This window comes from Demequina sediminicola, from assembly GCF_000975055.1.
Taxonomy (GTDB): Bacteria; Actinomycetota; Actinomycetes; order Actinomycetales; family Demequinaceae; genus Demequina; species Demequina sediminicola.
The window spans coordinates 878,116-896,844 of record NZ_BBRB01000001.1; the positions used below are offsets into that span (position 1 = coordinate 878,116).

At 64.7% G+C, this 18,729-nt stretch carries 16 protein-coding genes; 10 read left to right on the forward strand and 6 right to left on the reverse strand.

What is annotated here, in order from left to right; all coding sequences use genetic code 11:
• Window positions 1-73 precede the first annotated feature (73 nt).
• From AOP79_RS04085 to AOP79_RS04120, 8 genes are all read left to right on the forward strand, one after another.
• Window positions 74-1,384: a DUF58 domain-containing protein gene (locus tag AOP79_RS04085; protein ID WP_062070655.1), complete on the forward strand. Its 1,311-nt coding sequence runs from the start codon at window positions 74-76 to the stop codon at window positions 1,382-1,384.
• Window positions 1,381-3,966, forward strand: a complete 2,586-nt coding sequence (locus tag AOP79_RS04090) for a transglutaminase domain-containing protein (RefSeq protein WP_152647993.1) — start codon at window positions 1,381-1,383, stop codon at window positions 3,964-3,966. Before AOP79_RS04085 ends, AOP79_RS04090 begins: the two co-directional genes overlap by 4 nt.
• Window positions 3,963-6,026 (forward strand): FHA domain-containing protein, encoded by a 2,064-nt coding sequence (locus tag AOP79_RS04095; RefSeq protein WP_062070659.1) that lies wholly within the window; start codon window positions 3,963-3,965, stop codon window positions 6,024-6,026. The genes AOP79_RS04090 and AOP79_RS04095 overlap by 4 nt, the downstream gene beginning before the upstream one ends.
• Window positions 6,023-6,850, forward strand: coding sequence for a PP2C family protein-serine/threonine phosphatase (locus tag AOP79_RS04100; RefSeq protein WP_062070661.1), 828 nt, complete (start codon window positions 6,023-6,025; stop codon window positions 6,848-6,850). Before AOP79_RS04095 ends, AOP79_RS04100 begins: the two co-directional genes overlap by 4 nt.
• Window positions 6,847-7,686 carry a hypothetical protein gene (locus tag AOP79_RS04105; protein WP_062070663.1) on the forward strand — a complete coding sequence of 280 codons (840 nt, stop codon included), beginning with the start codon at window positions 6,847-6,849 and terminating at the stop codon, window positions 7,684-7,686. Before AOP79_RS04100 ends, AOP79_RS04105 begins: the two co-directional genes overlap by 4 nt.
• A gap of 61 nt (window positions 7,687-7,747) precedes the next feature.
• Window positions 7,748-8,881 carry a glycine cleavage system aminomethyltransferase GcvT gene (gcvT, locus tag AOP79_RS04110; RefSeq protein WP_236683204.1) on the forward strand — a complete coding sequence of 378 codons (1,134 nt, stop codon included), beginning with the start codon at window positions 7,748-7,750 and terminating at the stop codon, window positions 8,879-8,881.
• A 43-nt stretch (window positions 8,882-8,924) separates the two neighbouring features.
• Window positions 8,925-9,308, forward strand: a complete 384-nt coding sequence (gene gcvH, locus AOP79_RS04115; protein WP_152647994.1) for a glycine cleavage system protein GcvH — start codon at window positions 8,925-8,927, stop codon at window positions 9,306-9,308.
• Between the two features lie 9 nt (window positions 9,309-9,317).
• Window positions 9,318-9,830, forward strand: coding sequence for a (deoxy)nucleoside triphosphate pyrophosphohydrolase (locus tag AOP79_RS04120; RefSeq protein WP_304512069.1), 513 nt, complete (start codon window positions 9,318-9,320; stop codon window positions 9,828-9,830).
• A gap of 11 nt (window positions 9,831-9,841) precedes the next feature.
• Here AOP79_RS04120 and AOP79_RS04125 read toward each other — a convergent pair whose 3' ends face one another.
• Window positions 9,842-10,429, reverse strand: coding sequence for a DNA-3-methyladenine glycosylase I (locus AOP79_RS04125; RefSeq protein ID WP_062070669.1), 588 nt, complete (start codon window positions 10,427-10,429; stop codon window positions 9,842-9,844).
• Window positions 10,430-10,589: 160 nt separating this feature from the next.
• Here AOP79_RS04125 and AOP79_RS04130 point away from each other — a divergent pair, with 160 nt between their 5' ends.
• A complete protein-coding gene (locus AOP79_RS04130) occupies window positions 10,590-11,483 on the forward strand; it encodes a methylenetetrahydrofolate reductase (protein WP_062070671.1) in 894 nt (297 codons plus the stop codon).
• 55 nt (window positions 11,484-11,538) lie between these two features.
• Here the strand turns inward: AOP79_RS04130 and AOP79_RS04135 are convergent, their stop codons facing one another.
• Window positions 11,539-11,961, reverse strand: coding sequence for an OsmC family protein (locus AOP79_RS04135; protein ID WP_062070673.1), 423 nt, complete (start codon window positions 11,959-11,961; stop codon window positions 11,539-11,541).
• Window positions 11,962-12,154: 193 nt separating this feature from the next.
• On the opposite strand from AOP79_RS04135, the gene metE reads away from it, so the two are divergent.
• Entirely contained in the window at window positions 12,155-14,482 is a 2,328-nt protein-coding gene (metE, locus tag AOP79_RS04140) for a 5-methyltetrahydropteroyltriglutamate--homocysteine S-methyltransferase (RefSeq protein ID WP_062070674.1), read from the forward strand.
• Window positions 14,483-14,580: 98 nt separating this feature from the next.
• On the opposite strand, the gene AOP79_RS11565 is transcribed toward metE, so the two are convergent.
• From AOP79_RS11565 to AOP79_RS04160, 4 genes are all read right to left on the reverse strand, one after another.
• Window positions 14,581-15,027, reverse strand: coding sequence for a type IV pilin protein (locus AOP79_RS11565; protein ID WP_082093334.1), 447 nt, complete (start codon window positions 15,025-15,027; stop codon window positions 14,581-14,583).
• A 156-nt stretch (window positions 15,028-15,183) separates the two neighbouring features.
• A complete protein-coding gene (locus tag AOP79_RS04150; RefSeq protein WP_062070676.1) occupies window positions 15,184-15,672 on the reverse strand; it encodes a GNAT family N-acetyltransferase in 489 nt (162 codons plus the stop codon).
• A gap of 4 nt (window positions 15,673-15,676) precedes the next feature.
• A complete protein-coding gene (locus AOP79_RS04155) occupies window positions 15,677-17,194 on the reverse strand; it encodes an MFS transporter (RefSeq protein WP_062070679.1) in 1,518 nt (505 codons plus the stop codon).
• Between the two features lie 282 nt (window positions 17,195-17,476).
• Entirely contained in the window at window positions 17,477-18,727 is a 1,251-nt protein-coding gene (locus tag AOP79_RS04160) for a cation:proton antiporter (protein ID WP_062070681.1), read from the reverse strand.
• Window positions 18,728-18,729: the final 2 nt, after the last annotated feature.

Below are 18,729 nucleotides of genomic sequence, written 5' to 3' on the forward strand. Positions count from 1 at the left end.
GGCTCCACCCCGCCGTGATGGCGAAACCCGATCCCATACGCGTACGCACCGTACGCGTACTGGGCATACCCATGTGACGAGCCGCACCCACACTCAGGTCGCGGAAGAGTCGCGTGGACGCTGGGTTGCATTGGGTTTGTGGGGCCTACGGACAGGGCGAGCGATTGGTGATGTCGCATGGCGGGCATGGCGCACAGTCGCGTCGGTGACGACCGCCGCGGGCTGGGCAGTCATCGCGTGGACTGTGGTGGGGCTCATCGTGGGCCTGGTGTGGGGTTGGGGCGAGTTCCTCATTGGCGCTGTCGTGGGGCTCGTGCTCCTGATCATTGCGGTGCCGTTCCTCCTGGGCCGTGAAGCGTACGAGGTGGACTTCCGTTTGCTGCAAGACGCGGTGGTAGCGGGCCACGATGCCCAAGCGGAGATTGTGGTGCGCAACCAGCGTTCCCGCGTGGCACTTCCCGGACAAGTGGACGTTCCTGTCGGTGAAGGCCTCGTCGACTTCCACGTTCCGCTGCTCCGCCAAGGTCACGCCCACCACGAGCCGTTGGTGATCCCGGCAGCTAAACGTGGCATCGTCGATGTGGGGCCGGCCACCACCATTCGCGCGGATCCTTTGCGCCTGCTGCAGCGGACCTTTCACTGGGCCGATGTCCAGACACTGTTCATCCACCCGGTCACCATCGCCGTGCCCAGCACATCGATGGGCTTCATCCGGGACCTTGAGGGCCGTGCCACCCGCACGCTGTCCAACGAGGACATCTCCTTCCACGCTGTGCGTGAGTACGCCCGTGGAGACGCGCAACGCCAGATCCACTGGAAGTCGACAGCCAAGACCGGCACGTTGATGGTCCGCCAGTTTGAAGAGACGCGCCGTTCCACGCTGTCCATCGTGATCGACGTCGAGCGTGAGTCGTATGCCAGCGACACCGAGTTTGAGATGGCGGTGAGTGCTGCTGGATCGCTCGGCGTGCGTGCCGTCCGCGACGCTCGGGACGTGCAAGTAGTGGCTTCGGGTGAGGTCCCTGAGTTTGCTCGCGCATCTGTGCGTTCCCTTGAGCACCTGAACGTCACGACCCCGCGACGGCTCCTCGACTCCCTCTCGGGCATCGAGGCTGCCGCGTCTGCCGTGCCGCTTGCATCCTTGACCCGCATGCTCGTTGAAGTGTCTCCAGACACCTCGCTTGCGTTTCTCGTGACTGGCTCGCGCGCCTCGCTGCCCGACATCGCTAGTGCCGCGCTCGCGTTCCCCACAGACGTCGCTGTCGCGGCCGTGGTGTGTGACCCCGAGTCCGAACCGTCCATCCACGCGATGGGTCGCACTCGCATCCTGAGCGTGGGTGTTCTCGACGATCTGCGCCAGCTTTTGGCTCGGAGCGCATCGTGAAGCGGCAGCGCAGCGCACGCCCCACCCTGCTGATGGGCACGGGTGCGATGGTGGTGAACGCAGTGTTCGTGATGCTGGGCATGGGCGTGGCTGCCTGGACCCTTTATCCAGTCTTTGAATCGACACGGTACTTGCTGGTGATGCCACTGGCGATCGTCGCGGGTGCCGCAATCGCCGTGTGCTGTGCGCGGCTGCGGTGGGGAGCGGCGAGTGCCTGGCTCCTCGTGGCGGCTGTGTACGTTGTCGCAGGTCTGACGCTTGTGGTGCCAGGTGCCACCAGCGGTGTGGACTCTGCGCTGGGAGCGCTCATTGAACTTGCGCGAGGCCCGGTGTGGGGGTGGAAGGACATCGTCACGCTGCCACTGCCGCTCGGCGAGTACCGTGCGACCCTCGTGCCCATCTTTGCGATGCTCCTCGCGGGATCGATGATGGCAACGTGGACAGCGGTGCGTTCGGAGCGTCGCTGGGGTGGTGCGGCCGTGATCGTCGGTGCCGTCCTGGTGGTGGCCATCGGGCTGGGTCCTGCGCAGCGGGCCGATGCCTACAGTTGGGCGCCGTTCGGTGTCTACGTGAGCCGTGAGTTTGTTGTGGGGTTCGCGGCCTTCCTGATCATGTTGGCGTGGTTCAGTTGGCGTGCGGCGTGGGCCCGCAAGCGTTCCTTGGCTGCTGCAACCGCCAAGAGCGGGGGAGTGCGGCTTGCTCAGGGTGCGCGTGCGCGCGCTATCCCAGGGGCGCTGGCCGTCGTCGCGATGGTCGTCATGGCCACCGTGGTCGGAGTATTGGTCGCAGGGCCTATCGCGTCAACGGAAACGCGAGACGTTGCGCGTACTGCCGTCGCACCCGAACTGACCATCGAGGCCCAGGTGTCACCGCTTGCGGGCTTCCGTGAAAACTTCACCGACGACCATTACGACAGCGTGCTGTTCTCCGTGGATGTCCTTGAGGGCAGCCCGGAACGCGTCCGTCTTGCGACACTGCCGTACTTCGACGGCGAGGAATACACGGCATCGGCTCCCACCGAGGCTGTCGCTGATCGTTTCCAACGCGTGCCATCGGCGCTTGATCCCATTGCTGAAGCCACGCCGATGCGGGCACGAGTGGCCGTGGATACCGCCACCGGTGTGTGGGTGCCCATCGTCGGCGATCTGGGTGCGGTGACCTTTGAAGGGCCGCGGCGCACGCAACTGCTCGACACTTTCTACTACCAGCGCGATGCCCGCTCGGGGCTTGTCACCGTTGAGGGTGGGCTGACAACCGGTGACGCCTATGTCATCGATGGCTACGCCTACGAGAACGCAGGCCTCGAATCCTTGGGTGCCCCTCCCGGAACCAGCAACGTGGATTCTGACCTGATCCCCGAGTCGCTGAGGGACTGGGTCGAGAACCAGGGCGTCACGAATGACGGCGAAGGTCTCGCGGCACTCGTGGAAACGTTGCGCGAACGCGGCTATTTGAGCCACGCCCTGGAACAGGGGGAGCAGCGGCGCGCGTGGGAAGAGGATCTTGGCGGCTACGTCTTCGTCGCATCTGCTGCAGGGCACTCGCGTGACCGCATCGACCGGCTGTTTGCATCCCTCCTCGAGCGTGAGGCCGACGCCGGTGAGGGGGCATCGTCTGATCAGCTGATCGGTGCGCCTGGCGACGATGAACAGTTTGCGACTGCCGTGGCTTTGATGGCCGCGGACATGGGCTTCCCTTCCCGGGTGGTGTTGGGTGCACACCTCGTGGACAGTGCCGACACCGTGTACCGCACGCCCGCCTGTGAGGACGGTGTGTGCCGCGGAAAGAACATGACTGCTTGGGTTGAAGTCCAAGGTGCTGACGGCACTTGGGTTGCTGTCGACGCGACCCCGCAGCACTCCACGTTGGTTTCGCCAGACCTGAGCGAGCAGAGTGACCCTGAGTATGTCTCCCCCCTCGATCCGTCACGGACAGAGGCCATCGTTCCGCCTGCAACCCAGCGCGGTACGTCCGACGACCAGCCTCCGCCTGAGCCTGAACCCGAGAATGAACCTGCGGCGTGGCTTGGGGTGGCCCGACTCATCGCAGCCAGCTTGCTGGGTGTCCTGATTCTGCTGGCGCCGTTCCTGGCGATCGTGCTGTGGAAGACGGTGCGGCGTGCCAAGCGTCGCAAGGGTGCACCGCAAGACGCGGTCTACGGTGGTTGGGATGAGTATCTTGACTCCGCCGTGGATTCGGGGCTAAACCCGATGCCGATGGCGACACGGACGGAGACCGCGACGGCCTATGGCGCGACTCATGCGTCTGCGATTGCGGTTCTGGCGGATCGAGCGACGTTCTCCGGCCGCGAGATTGCCCAGGAGGACGCAGATCACATGTGGCGCCTCGTTGATGAGGACCGCTCCGAGTGGTTGAGTCAACGCGGCATGTGGGCTCGCTTGCGGATGAAGCTCTCGCTGCGCTCGCTCTGGCACTCGACTGCTGATACGACTGAGGTGGACGGCGCGCCGAGTGACACCCACCGAACTCAGTGGCGAAGCGACCACACTGGTGCCACGCGGGCACCACGACGACGAGGGCGCACCGCGACTGAACGCAGAAAGAAGAAAGAGAGCCGATGACGTACCTAGTCCTGCTCGCCTACGCACTTCCCGTAGCGATTGGCTTTGTCTGGATGGGCTTTGCCCTGGGTGCGGTGTTGGACAAGGTGGGCCTCAATCGAGGACTCGCTTTCGTTCCCGTCATGCGCTGGGTTGCGGCGGCTCGCGCAGCCCGTCTCGCCACCCTGCCCGTGGCGATTGTGCGGGGAGTGGCGCTCTTTGGCGGAATCCTCGCGCTGGTGGGCGCAATTCTGGAGATCTCGGCGGGCGACTCCGCGATGTCGACGGCCCGCATCATGCTCCTCGCTGGTGGCGGCATCTTCGTGGTGGGCTCTTTGGTTGGCTGGGTGCTGTGGATCTACGGCGCCGGAACCATCGAGTTGAGGCTTCATGCGCCCGCGGCCTTCACCTGGTTGGCAGCGATCAGTCCGGTGTTGTGGGCGTCCATCATTGGCTGGGGCTCCTATTCCCTCTCGGGGAGAACCGATGCCGCCGCTCGTGCAGCGGCCGCCGACCGGCATGAGGGGCGCACTGCGATGCCCGCAGCGGTGCCGGCACCCGCGGCCCCGGCTGAGCATCCCGCCCATGCGCCGGAGCCCGAACATGTTGACAGTGGCATGCCTCCTCACCCGCAGGCAGAATCCGCGCACGGTCAGCGACCCGACCCGTGGGCATGGGCACGCGGTGACGACGATGCAAGTACAACAGTGATGGCCTCGGGTGAGCCGCACGCTGCACTCACGAACGACCACCTCACCGAGGAGCCCGCATTGGCTGTCCCTGACTCGCCACTTCCTCCACACGTGGCAATCGAAAGCGAGGCGCAGGACGACGACATTCCTGCGACACCTCCGCCGTCGGCTGCCACCTCGACCGTAGACTCCGCATTGCCGTGGGCTTCTGTGAGTTCCGTCCCAGATGCGCCCGAGGCGCCTGCGCCGTCCGTCGAGCGCCCGGCCGCGCCCACGTCGGATGATGCCGTGGTCTCGATGCCTCCAGGGTGGGCACCGCCAGCACAGGCGTCTGCGCCTGCCCCGCAGCAGTCGTTGCCGCCAGAGCCGGCAACTGCACCGCAACCACCACGGCCCGCGCCGGAGCCCGAGCCCGAGGCTGTCGCTTCACCGGAGTCGCCCGCCACGCTGCCTCCAAGTGCAGCACCGCATGAGCCGTCGAGCGCACCGCCTACCCCGCCGCCTAGCGCCCCTTCGAGTGCCGCACCGAGCGCGCCGCCCCTATCCCCGTTCTTGGCGCCTCCGCCGGAAACCCCGGCCGCAGCGCCCGCGGTGCCCGACACCCCAGCGCCCACAAGTGCGCCTTCTGTCTCGCCTTACGGCACGGTCAATTCAGGATCATCGGCACCCGAGCCTGACTGGCTGGTGAAAGCGCGTGAAGAGGCCGCCGCTCCTCCTGTGGCACCCCCGACGCCGGCGCCCACCTCCGCGCCTGTGCCAATTCAAGAACCTGTGCCAATTCAAGAACCTGCGCCAATCCAAGAACCTGCGCCAGCATCGGCCCCAGAGCCTGCGCCAACTTCAGAGCCCGCGCCCGCGCCCGCGCCTCCGGTGTCGGAGCCAGCCACCGCACCTACCCCAATGCCACCTGCCGCAGCGGTCGCCCCGCAGCCTCCTTTGACGCAGGAGATGCGTACGGTGCGCGATGTTCCGTCCGCCGAGCCGACTCTGGCAGCTTCCCCGGCCCGCACGTCCGCGCCGTCTCCTGACGACAGTGACGACTTCACCGTGATGGCGAAGCGACGTCGCGGGAGCTGGCAGATTTCCGTCATTGGCGGAGAGTCCTACGAACTTGTGGACGACGTTGTGACGCTCGGGCGCCTTTCCGCCGTGCGCAGCGACGTTCTGGGCATCGTTGACGACACCCGGACGATGTCAAAGCGGCACGCCCGCTTGGAGTTCACCGAGGGCGCCTGGCACGTCACAGACCTTCATTCCACCAACGGCACGTACCTGCGTGACACCAGTGGCCGTGAAACGGAGATCAGCGAATCGGGCCTGACTCGCATCGAGGGAGTGCTGCTCCTGGGTGACCTCGAAGCACGCGTTGAGCCGCGCGAGGACTCATGACGGCAGAGTCTTCCTGGAGTGCCGGCGCTGGCGCCACTGATGTAGGCCCTCGTGCGCGCAACGAGGACGCGTACTTGTCGCGTGGTCCTGTCCACATTGTCGCTGACGGCATGGGTGGACATCTTGCCGGCGCGGCCGCCAGTGGTGCAGTCGTCAAGGTCTTCTCTGCGCTTGCGGAACTGCCTGTCGTGACACCGGGCGATGTTGTCACCGCGGTACGGGATTGCCAGGAGGCGGTCATCGCGGTGGCCCGTGAGGCTGGCGGCGAATCGGGGACCACGCTGACCGGCGCAATCTGTGTCGAATACATGGATGCGCCGTGGTGGATGGTCATCAACGTGGGCGATTCGCGCACCTATCTTGCTGACGGAATGAACGTCCACCAGGTCACCGTCGACCACTCCCATGTGCAGGAGTTGGTAGACGCGGGCAGAATCTCGCAGGCTGAGGCTGCCGTTCACCCAGATCGCAACATTGTGACGCGCGCCATTGGCGACGGTGACCCGCGCTTCGACGCATGGTTGGTCCCTGTGGCCCCCGGCTCGCGGATGGTGATCGCTAGCGACGGGCTCATGAAGGTCGTTGATGATGCGCGCATCGGTTCTATCGCCGCACTAGCTGGTACGCCGCAGGATGCCGCTTCCGGTCTGGTGGAAGCAGCGCTCGCCTTGGCCACCAATGACAACGTGACGGTGGTGGTCGCCGATTCGTTGCATGCGCAGACACCTCCGGGGATTGATGTCGCTCCGTGGCGCCTCTGGGGAACACCATGGGAGCCAGAAGATGACACCACCTTGGGTGCTCGACGGCGGGCGCGCGCGTGAGTGCCCACACTCCCGAGATTGACGACGAACCCGAGGACGTTACGGTGATGTCGCAGCGCCGGCGGCCTGGGGATGAGGACGACCACACGGTCGTGTCACGCAGGCGAGACCGTGACTCCGAGCATCGGCCCGATGTCGGCACTGACGTCGATGACGAGACCAAGATCTCTCAACGCCGCGCCGTCGAGGCAACAGAGATAGACGACGACCACACGCGAGTCTCGTCCCGACGGTCAGTGGACCCGGCCGATGCTGACGACGACCGGACCACAGTGTCACGCCGCCGTGGAGCAAATGCAGGTGACGGCAGGGCGGCTGCCGCCGGGGCGGAGGACGGCGAGGACCGAACAACGGTGTCGAGTCGCCGAGCCAACGACGTTGACTCCGACGCCACCCGAACGTCGTCCCGCCATGCAGGAAATCCCGCGAGCGACGCCACCCACACATCGGCCCGTCATGCCGCCTTGAGCGAGGAGCCGACCCAGGCAGCACCGGGTCTAGGAGGGCGCGGTGCCCTGCGTTCCGCCCTCCCCCCGGGTTACGCGTTGCCGTCTCACGGCAATGTGAAAGCGGCGAGTATCACGTCAGGTCAGGTTGAGGCGGGCAAGCTGCCACGCCAGGCCCCCAAGGTTGCCAAGGTAGTCCCCGAGCCCGACCCCGCAGAAGCCTCTCGTGGCGGAGGGGCTGCATGGAGCGTCGCGTCACCAGAGGAGGTGGCCCGACGCAAGGCTCGTCAGCGCCGCAAGCGCGTGGTGTGGATCTCGATTGTGGCGGCAGTGGGAGCAGCAGCGTTGACGGCGGCTGTGCTGATCGCTGTGGGATTGCTCGGAGAGTAGCCCGGGGTGACGCGGAGCCGTGATGCGGCTCTTGGGACGTCCGTCGCGTAGGTTGGTGAACGTGACTACGTTGCAGACTCCACTGTTGGACCGGCACCATGCCGCCGATGCGACCATTGTTGATTTCGCTGGCTGGGACATGCCGTTGCGATACTCGAGCGATGTTGCCGAACACCATGCTGTGCGTGAGCGCGCTGGGTTGTTCGACCTGTCGCACATGGGTGAGGTGATGGTCACTGGACCTGATGCCGCCACAGCGCTCGACTATGCGCTGGTGGGCCACATGAGCCAAATGCCACTCGGCGCAGCGAAGTACACGATGATGTGCGCGCCTGACGGTGGTGTCATTGACGACGTCGTGGTGTACCGCCGTGACTGGGAACACTTCATGGTGGTCGCCAATGCGTCAAACCGTGAGGTTGTGGTTCAAGAGTTGCGGGCGCGTATTCATGCGGCTGGACTCGATGCTGCGGTAGCCGATGAAACCGCAGCGATTGCGCTGATCGCAGTGCAAGGCCCAGCGAGCTGCGAGATCGTGAGCGACATGTGTGAACTTGGCGCGGAGGATCCTCCCGCACTGAAGTACTACAAGGCCACGCATGTGGTGCTCCATGGCGGGATCCACGCGTTTGTGGCTCGTACGGGGTATACCGGCGAAGACGGGTTTGAACTTTTTGTTCCGGTCGATGTTGCGGGCGAGGTGTGGGATCTGGCACTGGAGCGTGGCGAGAGCCGAGGCATTCAGTTGTGTGGGTTGGCTGCGCGCGACTCTCTTCGGCTCGAAGCAGGCATGCCCCTGTACGGGAACGAACTCTCACCCGACGTGACGCCTTTCGAGGCCGGTCTGGGCCGCATCGTGAATTTTGGGCGAGCCGATGGCCCTGCACGCGGGGACTTTGTGGGCCGCACGGCGCTTGAAGAGCGCAAGGCTGCAGGGTCGGAGACCACGCTGGTGGGGCTGCGTGGTGAGGGTCGCCGCGCGGCACGTGCGGGCTATGACGTGGTGTCCGAGGACGGAGCCGTCGTGGGAACCGTGACGTCTGGGGTGCCGTCGCCCACGCTGGGCTACCCGGTGGCAATGGCATATGTGGCGACTGAAGTGAGCGAACCAGGAACGGCGCTCGCGGCCGATGTGCGGGGCCGGCAGGAGCCGATGACGGTTGTCGCGCTACCGTTGTATCGTCGGGGCGCGTAGCCTCAAAGGTGAGAGCCCGTACGCGGGAGAATAGGTGGTTGAGGTGCCCGAGATTCCTGACAGTTTGATGTATTCCGAGGAACACGAGTGGGTCCGTGGTGACACTGCACCTGGCTCGACTGTGACGGTGGGAATCACCGACTATGCGGCCGATGCCCTGGGTGACGTGGTGTACGTCGAGGCACCCTCGGTGGGTGACGAGGTCAAGGCCGGAGACGTGTGCGGCGAACTCGAGTCCACGAAGGCAGTCTCCGAGATGTACTCGCCAGTGACCGGTGTTGTCACGGACGTGAATGCTCAATTGGAGAACTCGCCGGACTTGGTGAACTCGGATGTGTACGGCGAGGGTTGGATCTTCAAGGTCGAGTTGAGTGAGTCTGCTCAGGACCTGCTGGACCCCGACGCTTACGCGGACAAGGTTTCCTAGGGCTCGCACGTGGGTACGTCTTCGCGCCTGGTGGTGGCCGCAGCAATCACCGACGACCTGACCATGCCACGCACGTTGTTGGCCGCACGCCGCACTGCACCGTCGGCGCTTGCGGGTTTGTGGGAGTTTCCCGGCGGCAAGGTCGAGCGCGGTGAGTCTCCCGAGCAAGCGTTGCGTCGTGAACTGCGTGAGGAACTCGGCGTTGAAGTGGAGATTGGAGATGAGATCGTCGGACCGGATGAGGGCTCCGGTATTGACGATCGGTGCGGTGACGATCCTGTGTGGATGTTGCGCCCCGGGGATGCGGATGTGCAGCGCTTGGTGATGCGCGTGTGGTGGGCGACCATCCTTCCTGGTGCCGACGGTGCAAAGGTGGAGCCGCGTCCGTTGGAAGATCACGATCTGCTCCGAGACCTCGAGCCGGGCGCCTGGAACGACGTTGCGTGGCTCCCTGCCGACAAGCGCATCGTGGAGGCCCTGCAGGCAGATGCTCGGGAGCGCCACCGCCGCGCCTACTGCTGACGTCTTGCGTGTCAGTTCGTGCGCGCCAAGCAGTCTGCTGGGTGGTCGTCGACGAGCCCGATGGCCTGCATGAGTGCGTACATCGTTGTGGGCCCGACAAAGACGAAGCCCCGCTTTTTCAGGTCCTTGGCCAGTGCCTTGGAATCGTCAGTGGCGCCCGGCACGTCATGGGAAGTTGCCAGGGGTGCCTGCCGGGGCGCGGGGGCGTGAGCCCAGATGACCTCGTCGAGGCTGGTGCCTGCGGCGTGTAGCGCCACGACAGCACGGGCATTGGTGATCGCTGCCTCGATTTTGCGCCGGTTGCGGACGATCCCCGCATCGGCCATGAGCCGCTCCACGTCGTCATCGGTGAATGCTGCCACCGCCTCGGGCTCGAACCCTGCGAAGGCAGCCCGGAACGCATCTCGTTTCCGCAAGATGGTGAGCCATGACAGCCCCGACTGGAATCCCTCAAGGGTGAGCCTTTCCAGAAGTTCCGCCTCACCATGAACGGGGGCGCCCCATTCGGTGTCGTGATAGCTCTCGTAGAGCGGGTCTCCGTCGCCGAAGCAGCGCGCCGTCGAGTTCAGTGAGGTGTCGGGTTGAGGTTCGGTCTCCATAGCTCCAGTGTGATGGCCAAGGATGTCTTTGCCGAGGTGACGCGACCTATCTGCCGACAGTGGCAGGCGGGAATTACTCCTGGGGACGGTCCGAGACCAGCACCACCGAAGCATCGGCCCGTGAACTCCCGACCGTGAGTCCGCTATTGTGGCGAGCGCTATGACGATCCGTGAATTGCTGGGCGATCAGACGCCCACACTCAGCTACGAGCTCTTTCCTCCCCGCACGCCTGCGGCCGAGTCCACGCTCGAAGCGACCATGCGCACGCTCGCGCTCACGGACCCCGACTTCATCTCCATCACCTACGGTGCTGCAGGTGCCACACGGTCGACGTCACGCGGTGTGGTGCAGAAGCTCGCCGAGTCCCACACCATCCCGCCCCTCGCGCACCTCACCTGCGTCGACCAGTCCCGCGACGAGGTCATTCAGGTCATCGAGGAGTATCTCGACGAAGGTGTGCGCGATTTCTTGGCCTTACGTGGAGACCCGCCTCAGGGCCAGCCTGACTGGCGTCCCCACCCGGATGGATTGCGATACGCCTACGAGCTCGTGACGTTGCTCCGCGAGGTCGCGGCGACTCATGGCATCGACAACCTCAGCATTGGCGTGGCCGCTTTTCCCGCCCAACACGTGATGCCTCAGTGGCGGAACCAAGGCCTCGAGGTGCTGCGCTCCAAGCAAGAGGCGGGCGCCGACTTCGCGATCACACAGGTGTTTTACGACATCGGGCAATACACGTCGCTCGTCGAGGATGCCAAGGCCGAAGGCATCACGATCCCGATCATCCCCGAGGTCATGCCGCTCGCCACTGCGCGGCGTGCACACCGCGCCTCGCAGATCACCGGCGTGCCAACCCCCAGCGAGATCATCGCGGACCTGGAAGCCGCCGAGGACGACGATGCCGCGCGTGCTGCAGGCGTCGCTCACGCCGCCCGGCTCTCGTGTGGCCTACTCGACGCGGGCGCGCCAGGAATCCACGTCATCACATTCAACAAGCACGATGCCGCACTGGAACTAGTGAAGGAACTGCCGCTGCGCGGTCACCACCACTAGGGACCACGAGGCCACCAATGCCAACGGAAGCGCTGGCATCGGCCGATGCTTGAGGCTAGGCCTCGCGGAGAGTGACCTCAGCGCCGTGGGCGACTGTGCGCGACACGGTGCAGGTCTTTTCCTCAGCGGCCTTGAGTGCTGCCGCCACACGAGCACGAGCCTTGTCACCATCGGCGCCCTCAGGGAAGGCAACGTCGAAAGCCACGTCAATGTCACGCAGGATGGCAGGGGCGGAGCCACCCACCTTCTCCGCGGTCACGTTGGCTTCAAACTTGGTGGGTTCTGCGCGACGCGACGTCATCATGTCGAGGTCGGTGGCAGAGCAACCAGCGATCGCCACTAGCAAGAGATCGACAGCGCTGAGCGCGCCCTCCACGTTGTAGCCGAATCGGATCTCCGCGCCGTCAGGATTGCGTGCGACGTAGACACCTTCAGCCTCACGGGTCAGAGTGACATTTTTGGTTGTGACTTCATCCATTTAGCCATTGTCACACTGCAGCGCTCGCCGCGTCACATCGCCGGCAAAAGTCCCCGTCAGCAGCCCACAATCCGTGCTAGCCAACGCCGCCGTAGGCCGGTAGACTCACGCATTGCACGCATCGGCGCTGATTGCACGCGTCGACCAAGCGCAATGGCGAGCCCGCCGCGCACCAAAACCTCCACGAGGAAAAATGACTGACAACACGAATAGTTCTGCCCCTGCGCCCGCCTTCCCCGGCGGCACCATTCTTGGTTACCCGCGCATCGGCCGAATGCGTGAGCTCAAGCGGGCGCTCGAATCATTCTGGAAGGGCAACTCCACGCAGGACGAGCTCGAAGCAACCGCCAAGGCGCTCCGCGCTGAGAACCGCGACCGCCTGGCCGCGCTGGGCCTGGGAAAGACCGACTCGTCAATCCCGTCCAACTTCTCCTTCTACGACCACGTGCTCGACGCCGCCGTCACCTTTGGCGCCGTGCCGGAGCGCTTCGCTGACCTGCGCGCCGCAGACGGTTCCGTCGACCTCGCCGGCTACTCGACCATCGCACGTGGTCAGGGCGACAAGGCTCCTCTCGAAATGACCAAGTGGTTCGACTCGAACTACCACTACCTGGTTCCCGAGATCGGCCCCGACACCACCTTCGCGCTCTCCTCCAACCGCTGGGTTGAGGAGTTCATCGAGGCTAAGGAAGCCGGCTTCCTAACGCGCCCCGTCATCACCGGCCCGCTGACCTTCCTGTACCTGTCGAAGGCTGCAGACGAGGCACCCGAGGGCTACCAGCCCATCGACCGCCTCGACGACGTGCTCGCTGTCTACGTCGAGCTCCTGGCCGCGTTCAAGGCTGCTGGCGCCGAGTGGATTCAGATCGACGAGCCCGTCCTAGTCGCTGACATCGACGCCGACCGTGCCGACGTTCTGGCGAACACCACCAAGGTCTACAACGCCCTGGTCTCCGCCGAATCGCGTCCTGCACTGTTCGTCGCAGCGCCGTACAACTCGCTCGACGACGCACTGCCCGTCCTCAAGGACACCGGCGTGGACGCGATCGGCATCGACCTGGTTCGTGGCTCGGTTCCCTCCGGTGTTGACCTGTCCGGCGTGACCATTGCCGCAGGTGTGGTCGACGGCCACAACATCTGGCGCACCAACCTCGACGAGGCGCTCGCCAAGGCAGATCAGGTCGCAGACCTGGGCGCCACCGTCACCATCGCATCGTCCACCTCGCTCTTCCACGTGCCCCACACCCTCCAGGGTGAAGAGCACTTGGGCGAGGAACTGCTCTCCTGGCTGGCCTTCGCCGACGAGAAGGTTGCGGAGATCGTCACCCTCGACACCGCATTCACGCAGGGCGAGCAGGCGGTGGCCGGTGCACTCGGTGAGGCTCGCGCCGCACTGCAGGCCCGCGCCGAGCACCCCGGCACCAACCGTGCCGAGGTTCGCGAAGCACTGTCCGGCATCGAAGCACAGGCCTTCGAGCGTTCCGACTACAGCATCCGTGCTGCTGCTCAGGACGCCCGCTTCAACCTGCCCGAGCTCGCGACCACGACCATCGGCTCGTTCCCCCAGACCCCCGAGATCCGCAAGGCTCGCGCTGCCTGGGCCAAGGGCGAACTCTCGGACGCTGAGTACGAGCAGGCCATGAAGGACGAGATCGCGTCCGTCGTGAAGTTGCAGGAAGACCTCGGCCTCGACGTCCTCGTCCACGGTGAGGCTGAGCGCAACGACATGGTGCAGTACTTCGCGGAGCTCCTCGAGGGCTTCGACGTCACCAAGAACGGCTGGGTCCAGTCCTACGGTTCGCGATGCACCCGTCCCTCAATCCTGTGGGGCGACGTTGCTCGCGCCGAGGCCATGACCGTCGAGTGGGCTTCCTACGCGCAGACCCTCTCGGACAAGCCGGTCAAGGGCATGCTGACCGGCCCGGTCACCATCCTCGCGTGGTCGTTCGTCCGTGACGACCAGCCGCTGGCCGACACTGCCAACCAGGTGGGCCTCGCACTGCGCGGAGAGATCGCAGACCTCGAAGCTGCCGGCATTGGCATCATCCAGGTTGACGAGCCCGCGCTGCGCGAACTGCTGCCGCTGAAGAAGGCAGATCAGCCTGCGTACCTCGACTGGTCCGTGAAGTCGTTCCGCCTGGCCACCTCCGGTGCCAAGGACGACACTCAGATCCACACCCACCTGTGCTACTCCGAGTTCGGCGAAGTGATTGACGCGATTGACGGCCTCAACGCTGACGTCACGTCGATCGAGGCCGCTCGTTCGCGCATGGAGGTGCTGCCTGCAATCAAGGACCACGGCTACGAGCGCCAGGTCGGCCCGGGCGTGTGGGACATCCACTCCCCTCGCGTGCCCTCGACGGAGGAAGTCACTGAGCTGCTTCAGCTCGCCAAGGACTCGATCCCCGGCAAGCAGCTGTGGGTCAACCCTGACTGCGGTCTGAAGACCCGTGGCTACGACGAGACCAATGCATCGCTCAAGAACATGCTGGCTGCTACGAAGGCTGTGCGTTCCGCATAACCTGCTGGCGACCGCCGCTTAACAGAAGGGCCGGTGCTCGGGGTGACCCTGGCATCGGCCCTTCTGCTTGCCGCGGACTTCCCATGAAGGTGGGGGGGTTAGGAGGTGGCGCCGCAGGCAGCGTTCTCGACGTACCCCTGTTCCGAGTCAAAGCGCACCCCAGGATCAGCGGAGTGTTCGCCGTCAGGGTGGCGCAACTGCAGGCACCAGGTCTCGACGGTGTCACCGCTATAGGAGACGAACTCAACGCCGGGTGAGGCTCCAAACGCCGTCTTGCCATTGATGATGTACTCGCCATCCAACATGGCGACTTCCGTGACTCCGTCGCCATCGTCCCAGGCCGCGCGCACCAGTGTCCCCAGATTGATGGCGTCCGATTGCGCCGCAGCGTCCTGAGCTTTGCTTTGTTGGCTCAGATACAGCGGGATGGCCACCGCAGCCAGAATGCCGATGATGACCACAGTGATCAACAGCTCGGGGATAGTGAATCCCGCGGCGCGCACCTGACGGCGCCGATCGTCATGAGTGTGATGTGTCAGTGGCATCAGCCACGCTCCCCTCGACCCGCCCCTCAGCGGGGTTACCTGCGTGTGCCGGGGTGCACATCACAGGTAACGGCACCATTGTGCCCACCATCGACTCGTTTGTGCAATGACTGCATCACTGCGCACAAGCGAAGCGGTCGGAGAAAGTCCCGGGTTTTAGGCGACCTTGAGCTGGAAGTAACCCACATCGATCCAGCGGCCAAACTTGAAGCCAGCCTCACTGAGCGTGCCGATCTCCGCGAAGCCAAACGCCCTGTGAAGGCCCACCGACGCCTCATTGGGCAGAGCGATCAATGAGACGGCGCTGTGAGCATGGGACGCGCGCAACGCATCGAGAAGAGCGCCGTAGAGCTCCCGCCCCAACCCTCGACCCCGAGTCGCTTCGGCCAGGTAAATGCTGGTTTCCACGGTGTGGAGATATGCGGCGCGGGGCCGATACGGCGCGGCATAGGCAAAGCCCACAATTGCGCCGTCTTCCTCGACCACCAGGTAAGGAAGGCCCTGACCGAGGATGACGCGGATACGCTCTGCCGTCTCTTCCACGGTCACGTCGTCGTACGCAAACGTGATCACCGTGTCCCGGATGTACGGGTTGTAGACGGCTGCGATTCCAGCCGCGTCATCCTCAGTGGCCGTCCTGATCATGGCTCTATTCTCTCGTGGGAATCGAACCAGTCAGGACCGGCAACTCAGTGGTGCTGGGCAAGGCCTCTACGGATGCCTCAGCTTGTGCAGGTGCGGCAATGTCCTCACGGATACCGGCTGCTGGCAATGCGACCGTGATGGGCATCTCCTGGGTCACCGCTGCGGGTTCGGGAACCAGACGTGCCGTGGCTGGCGGGCCGGCCTCGGTGATCGACGGGACGTACGGCGCACTGCGTCGCAGATAGTGCCATGCGGCGGCTGCGGTGAGCAGACCCACCGCTCCCGCGATGAGCGTCACACCGAATCCAGCCTGCGCACCGTGAGCATCGATGGCGACACCGGTGCCCCAGGCGCCGATGGCGACACCCAGGTCGATGCCGGTGCGAGTCCAGGTCATCCCTTCGGTCACGCGGGCACGGGTCACGGCGCGGTGCACGAGGGAGTCGCCAATCACCATGTTGGGTGCGGTGAAGAGTCCCATGCCGAAGAGCAGGCCGCAGAGCACAAACATCGACGGAGAGAAGATCAACAGCGCGGCAAAGCTACCCGTTGCGGTGACACCCATCAGCAGGCGGCTTGCGAGCGAGCGGCGCCAACCAATCACGCCGTAGGCGAGGCCACCAATGAGCGATCCGACGGACCACACGCCGAGGATCACACCGGCCATGCCCTTGGCGTGCAACTCCTCGGAGAACGCCACCACGGAGGCGTCGATCGACGCGAACATCGCACCCTGGGTGAGGAAGATCACAGCAACGACCGCGAGGGTTGGTGTCGTGACAAGCAGGTTTCCTGCGAAGGGGTTGCGGTAGCGGCGGACGCGACGGACTGCGGAGGTGTCGAGGTTCGGTAGCGCAGCACCTGCACCGGCCGTTGCGGGGGTGACGGCTAGGGCTGCTTCCACAGTTCCGGCATCGGCGCTGTGGCGACGGACAGGAGGCTCCGTGTCCTTAAGGCTCAGGAAGATGTATCCACCGACTGCGAGCGCCACAACGGCAATCACTGACGGAACCCACGAGCCCACGGAGATTGCGAGAACCGTGGCGATGGCGGGGCCACCGATCCACAGGAGCTGCTCGAGCGAGGATTCAAGCGAGAACGCGGTAGCCAGCTGGCGGTCGTTCTTCACGACGTAGGTCCAGCGAGCGCGCGTCAGGGTGGACTGTGAACCACCTGCAGCGAACATAGGCGCCATGAGTGCGAGCACCCACAGGGGCTGCTGTGTCAGCGCGGCTGCCAGGAACCCGAGGCGGCCGGCGATCGCAATGGCATAGCCCCAGCGCAGCACACGCGCCTGCCCGTGAGCGTCAACGAGGCGGGCCACCTGCGGTGCGATCAGTACATAGGACACGGAGATAGCGGCGAGCATGATGCCGCCCGCAGCGTAGGAGCCGTACTCCATTTGGACCAGAAGGAAGGTAGCGAGGCCCGTCATTCCCATCTGGAGGCGAGCCAGGAGGCCCCATCCAGCGAATGCACGCGCACCCGGGATCGACAAAACTTCACGGTAGTGGAACAACACGACAACAACCTCGATAGACGTACTCGGGGTGTCCTTGAGCAAGGGTCAGCACTGCTGGTGGTCCTGGGTGGGGACGAACGATCCGGGACTCCGAACCGTTTGCTACGCCACCTGCGCGACGTAGCCGGCGCATCACCCGCTCAGATGGGGTGACGCGTCAATGTTCACACACTCACGAGCCCCCGATTGACCATTTTTCCAAACTTTTCCTTGCCAGGAAAGCACTCGTAAAGAGTGGGTTTTATGCGGGTTCCGACGCGCCCGGCGACACGCCGATGCGGGTCAAGTTCGGGTGCGTACGCCGAGGGGTTGAGGGGTGGGTCGCGCGCCCTTGGTGCGCATGCCCGGAGGCAGTGGAATCTGGTCTGCAAAACGCATCAGAAGGGATCCGACAATGGCGAGCGTGAGCACGTATCCGGCTGCCAGTGGGCCGAGTTGAGGTTCGATTCCTGCTGCGACGCCGAGGCCCGCGATGACGATGGAGAACTCGCCTCGAGGGATGAGGGAAAGGCCGGTGCGCCACTGGCCTCGAGGGCCGATGCCGTTGCTCCTGGCCGCATAGATTCCGGTGGCGATTTTGGTCACCGCGGTGATGGCCGCGAGGATGAGCGCGGGGATGAGCACGGGGACCAGGTCGCGTGGGTCGATGCTGATGCCGAAGAACACGAAGAACAGACCACCGAACACGTCGCGTAGCGGCGGCATGAGGCCGCGTACGTCGTCCGCTACCTGGCCCGAGAGGGTGAGGCCCAACAGGAACGCGCCGACGGCCGCTGACACCTGGACTGCATCTGCGAGACCGGCAACAAGAAATGTCAGCCCCAGCACCGTCAGCAGCAGGAGCTCGCGGGAGTGCGAATGCACCATTGAGGAGACCTTCTCCGAGTACCGCATTGACACGACGAAGGCCAGGATCACGAGTGAGAGCGCAATTCCTGCGGCGATAGCCCCCTGCAGCACCGTCGCCCCGACAAGCAGCACACCCGTGATGGGAAGGAAGATCGCCATCGCGATGTCTTCCATCACAAGGATGGATAGCAACACCGGGGTCTCGCGGTTGGCGACACGGTCAAAGTCATCGAGAAGGCGAGCAATGATTCCGGAAGAGGAGATATAGGTGACTCCACCGAGAAGGAGGCAAGCTGTGGGTGACCAGCCCAAGATAAGTCCCATGGCGAATCCGGGAACACCGTTGGCCACACCGTCTATGAGGCCCGCGACCCAGTTGGACTTAAGACCATTGCGGAGGTCCCGCGGGGAGTACTCCAGTCCCAGCAGCAAGAGAAGGAGAACCACGCCAATCTCGGCGCCCACCTCAAGGAACTCTTCGCCGGCCGAAACGGGGATCAATCCCCCTTCCCCCATGAGGACACCCGCTAAGAGGTAGAGCGGGATCGAGGGAATCCCGATGCGCGCTGCGAGTCGCCCCAGCCCGGCGAGCACCAGAAGGATGATGCCCAACTCAATGAGCACTTGACCTGCGTGGCTCGCTTCAGGTTCGGGGAGGACCTCAAGCGGCAGCGGGAGCAGCATGG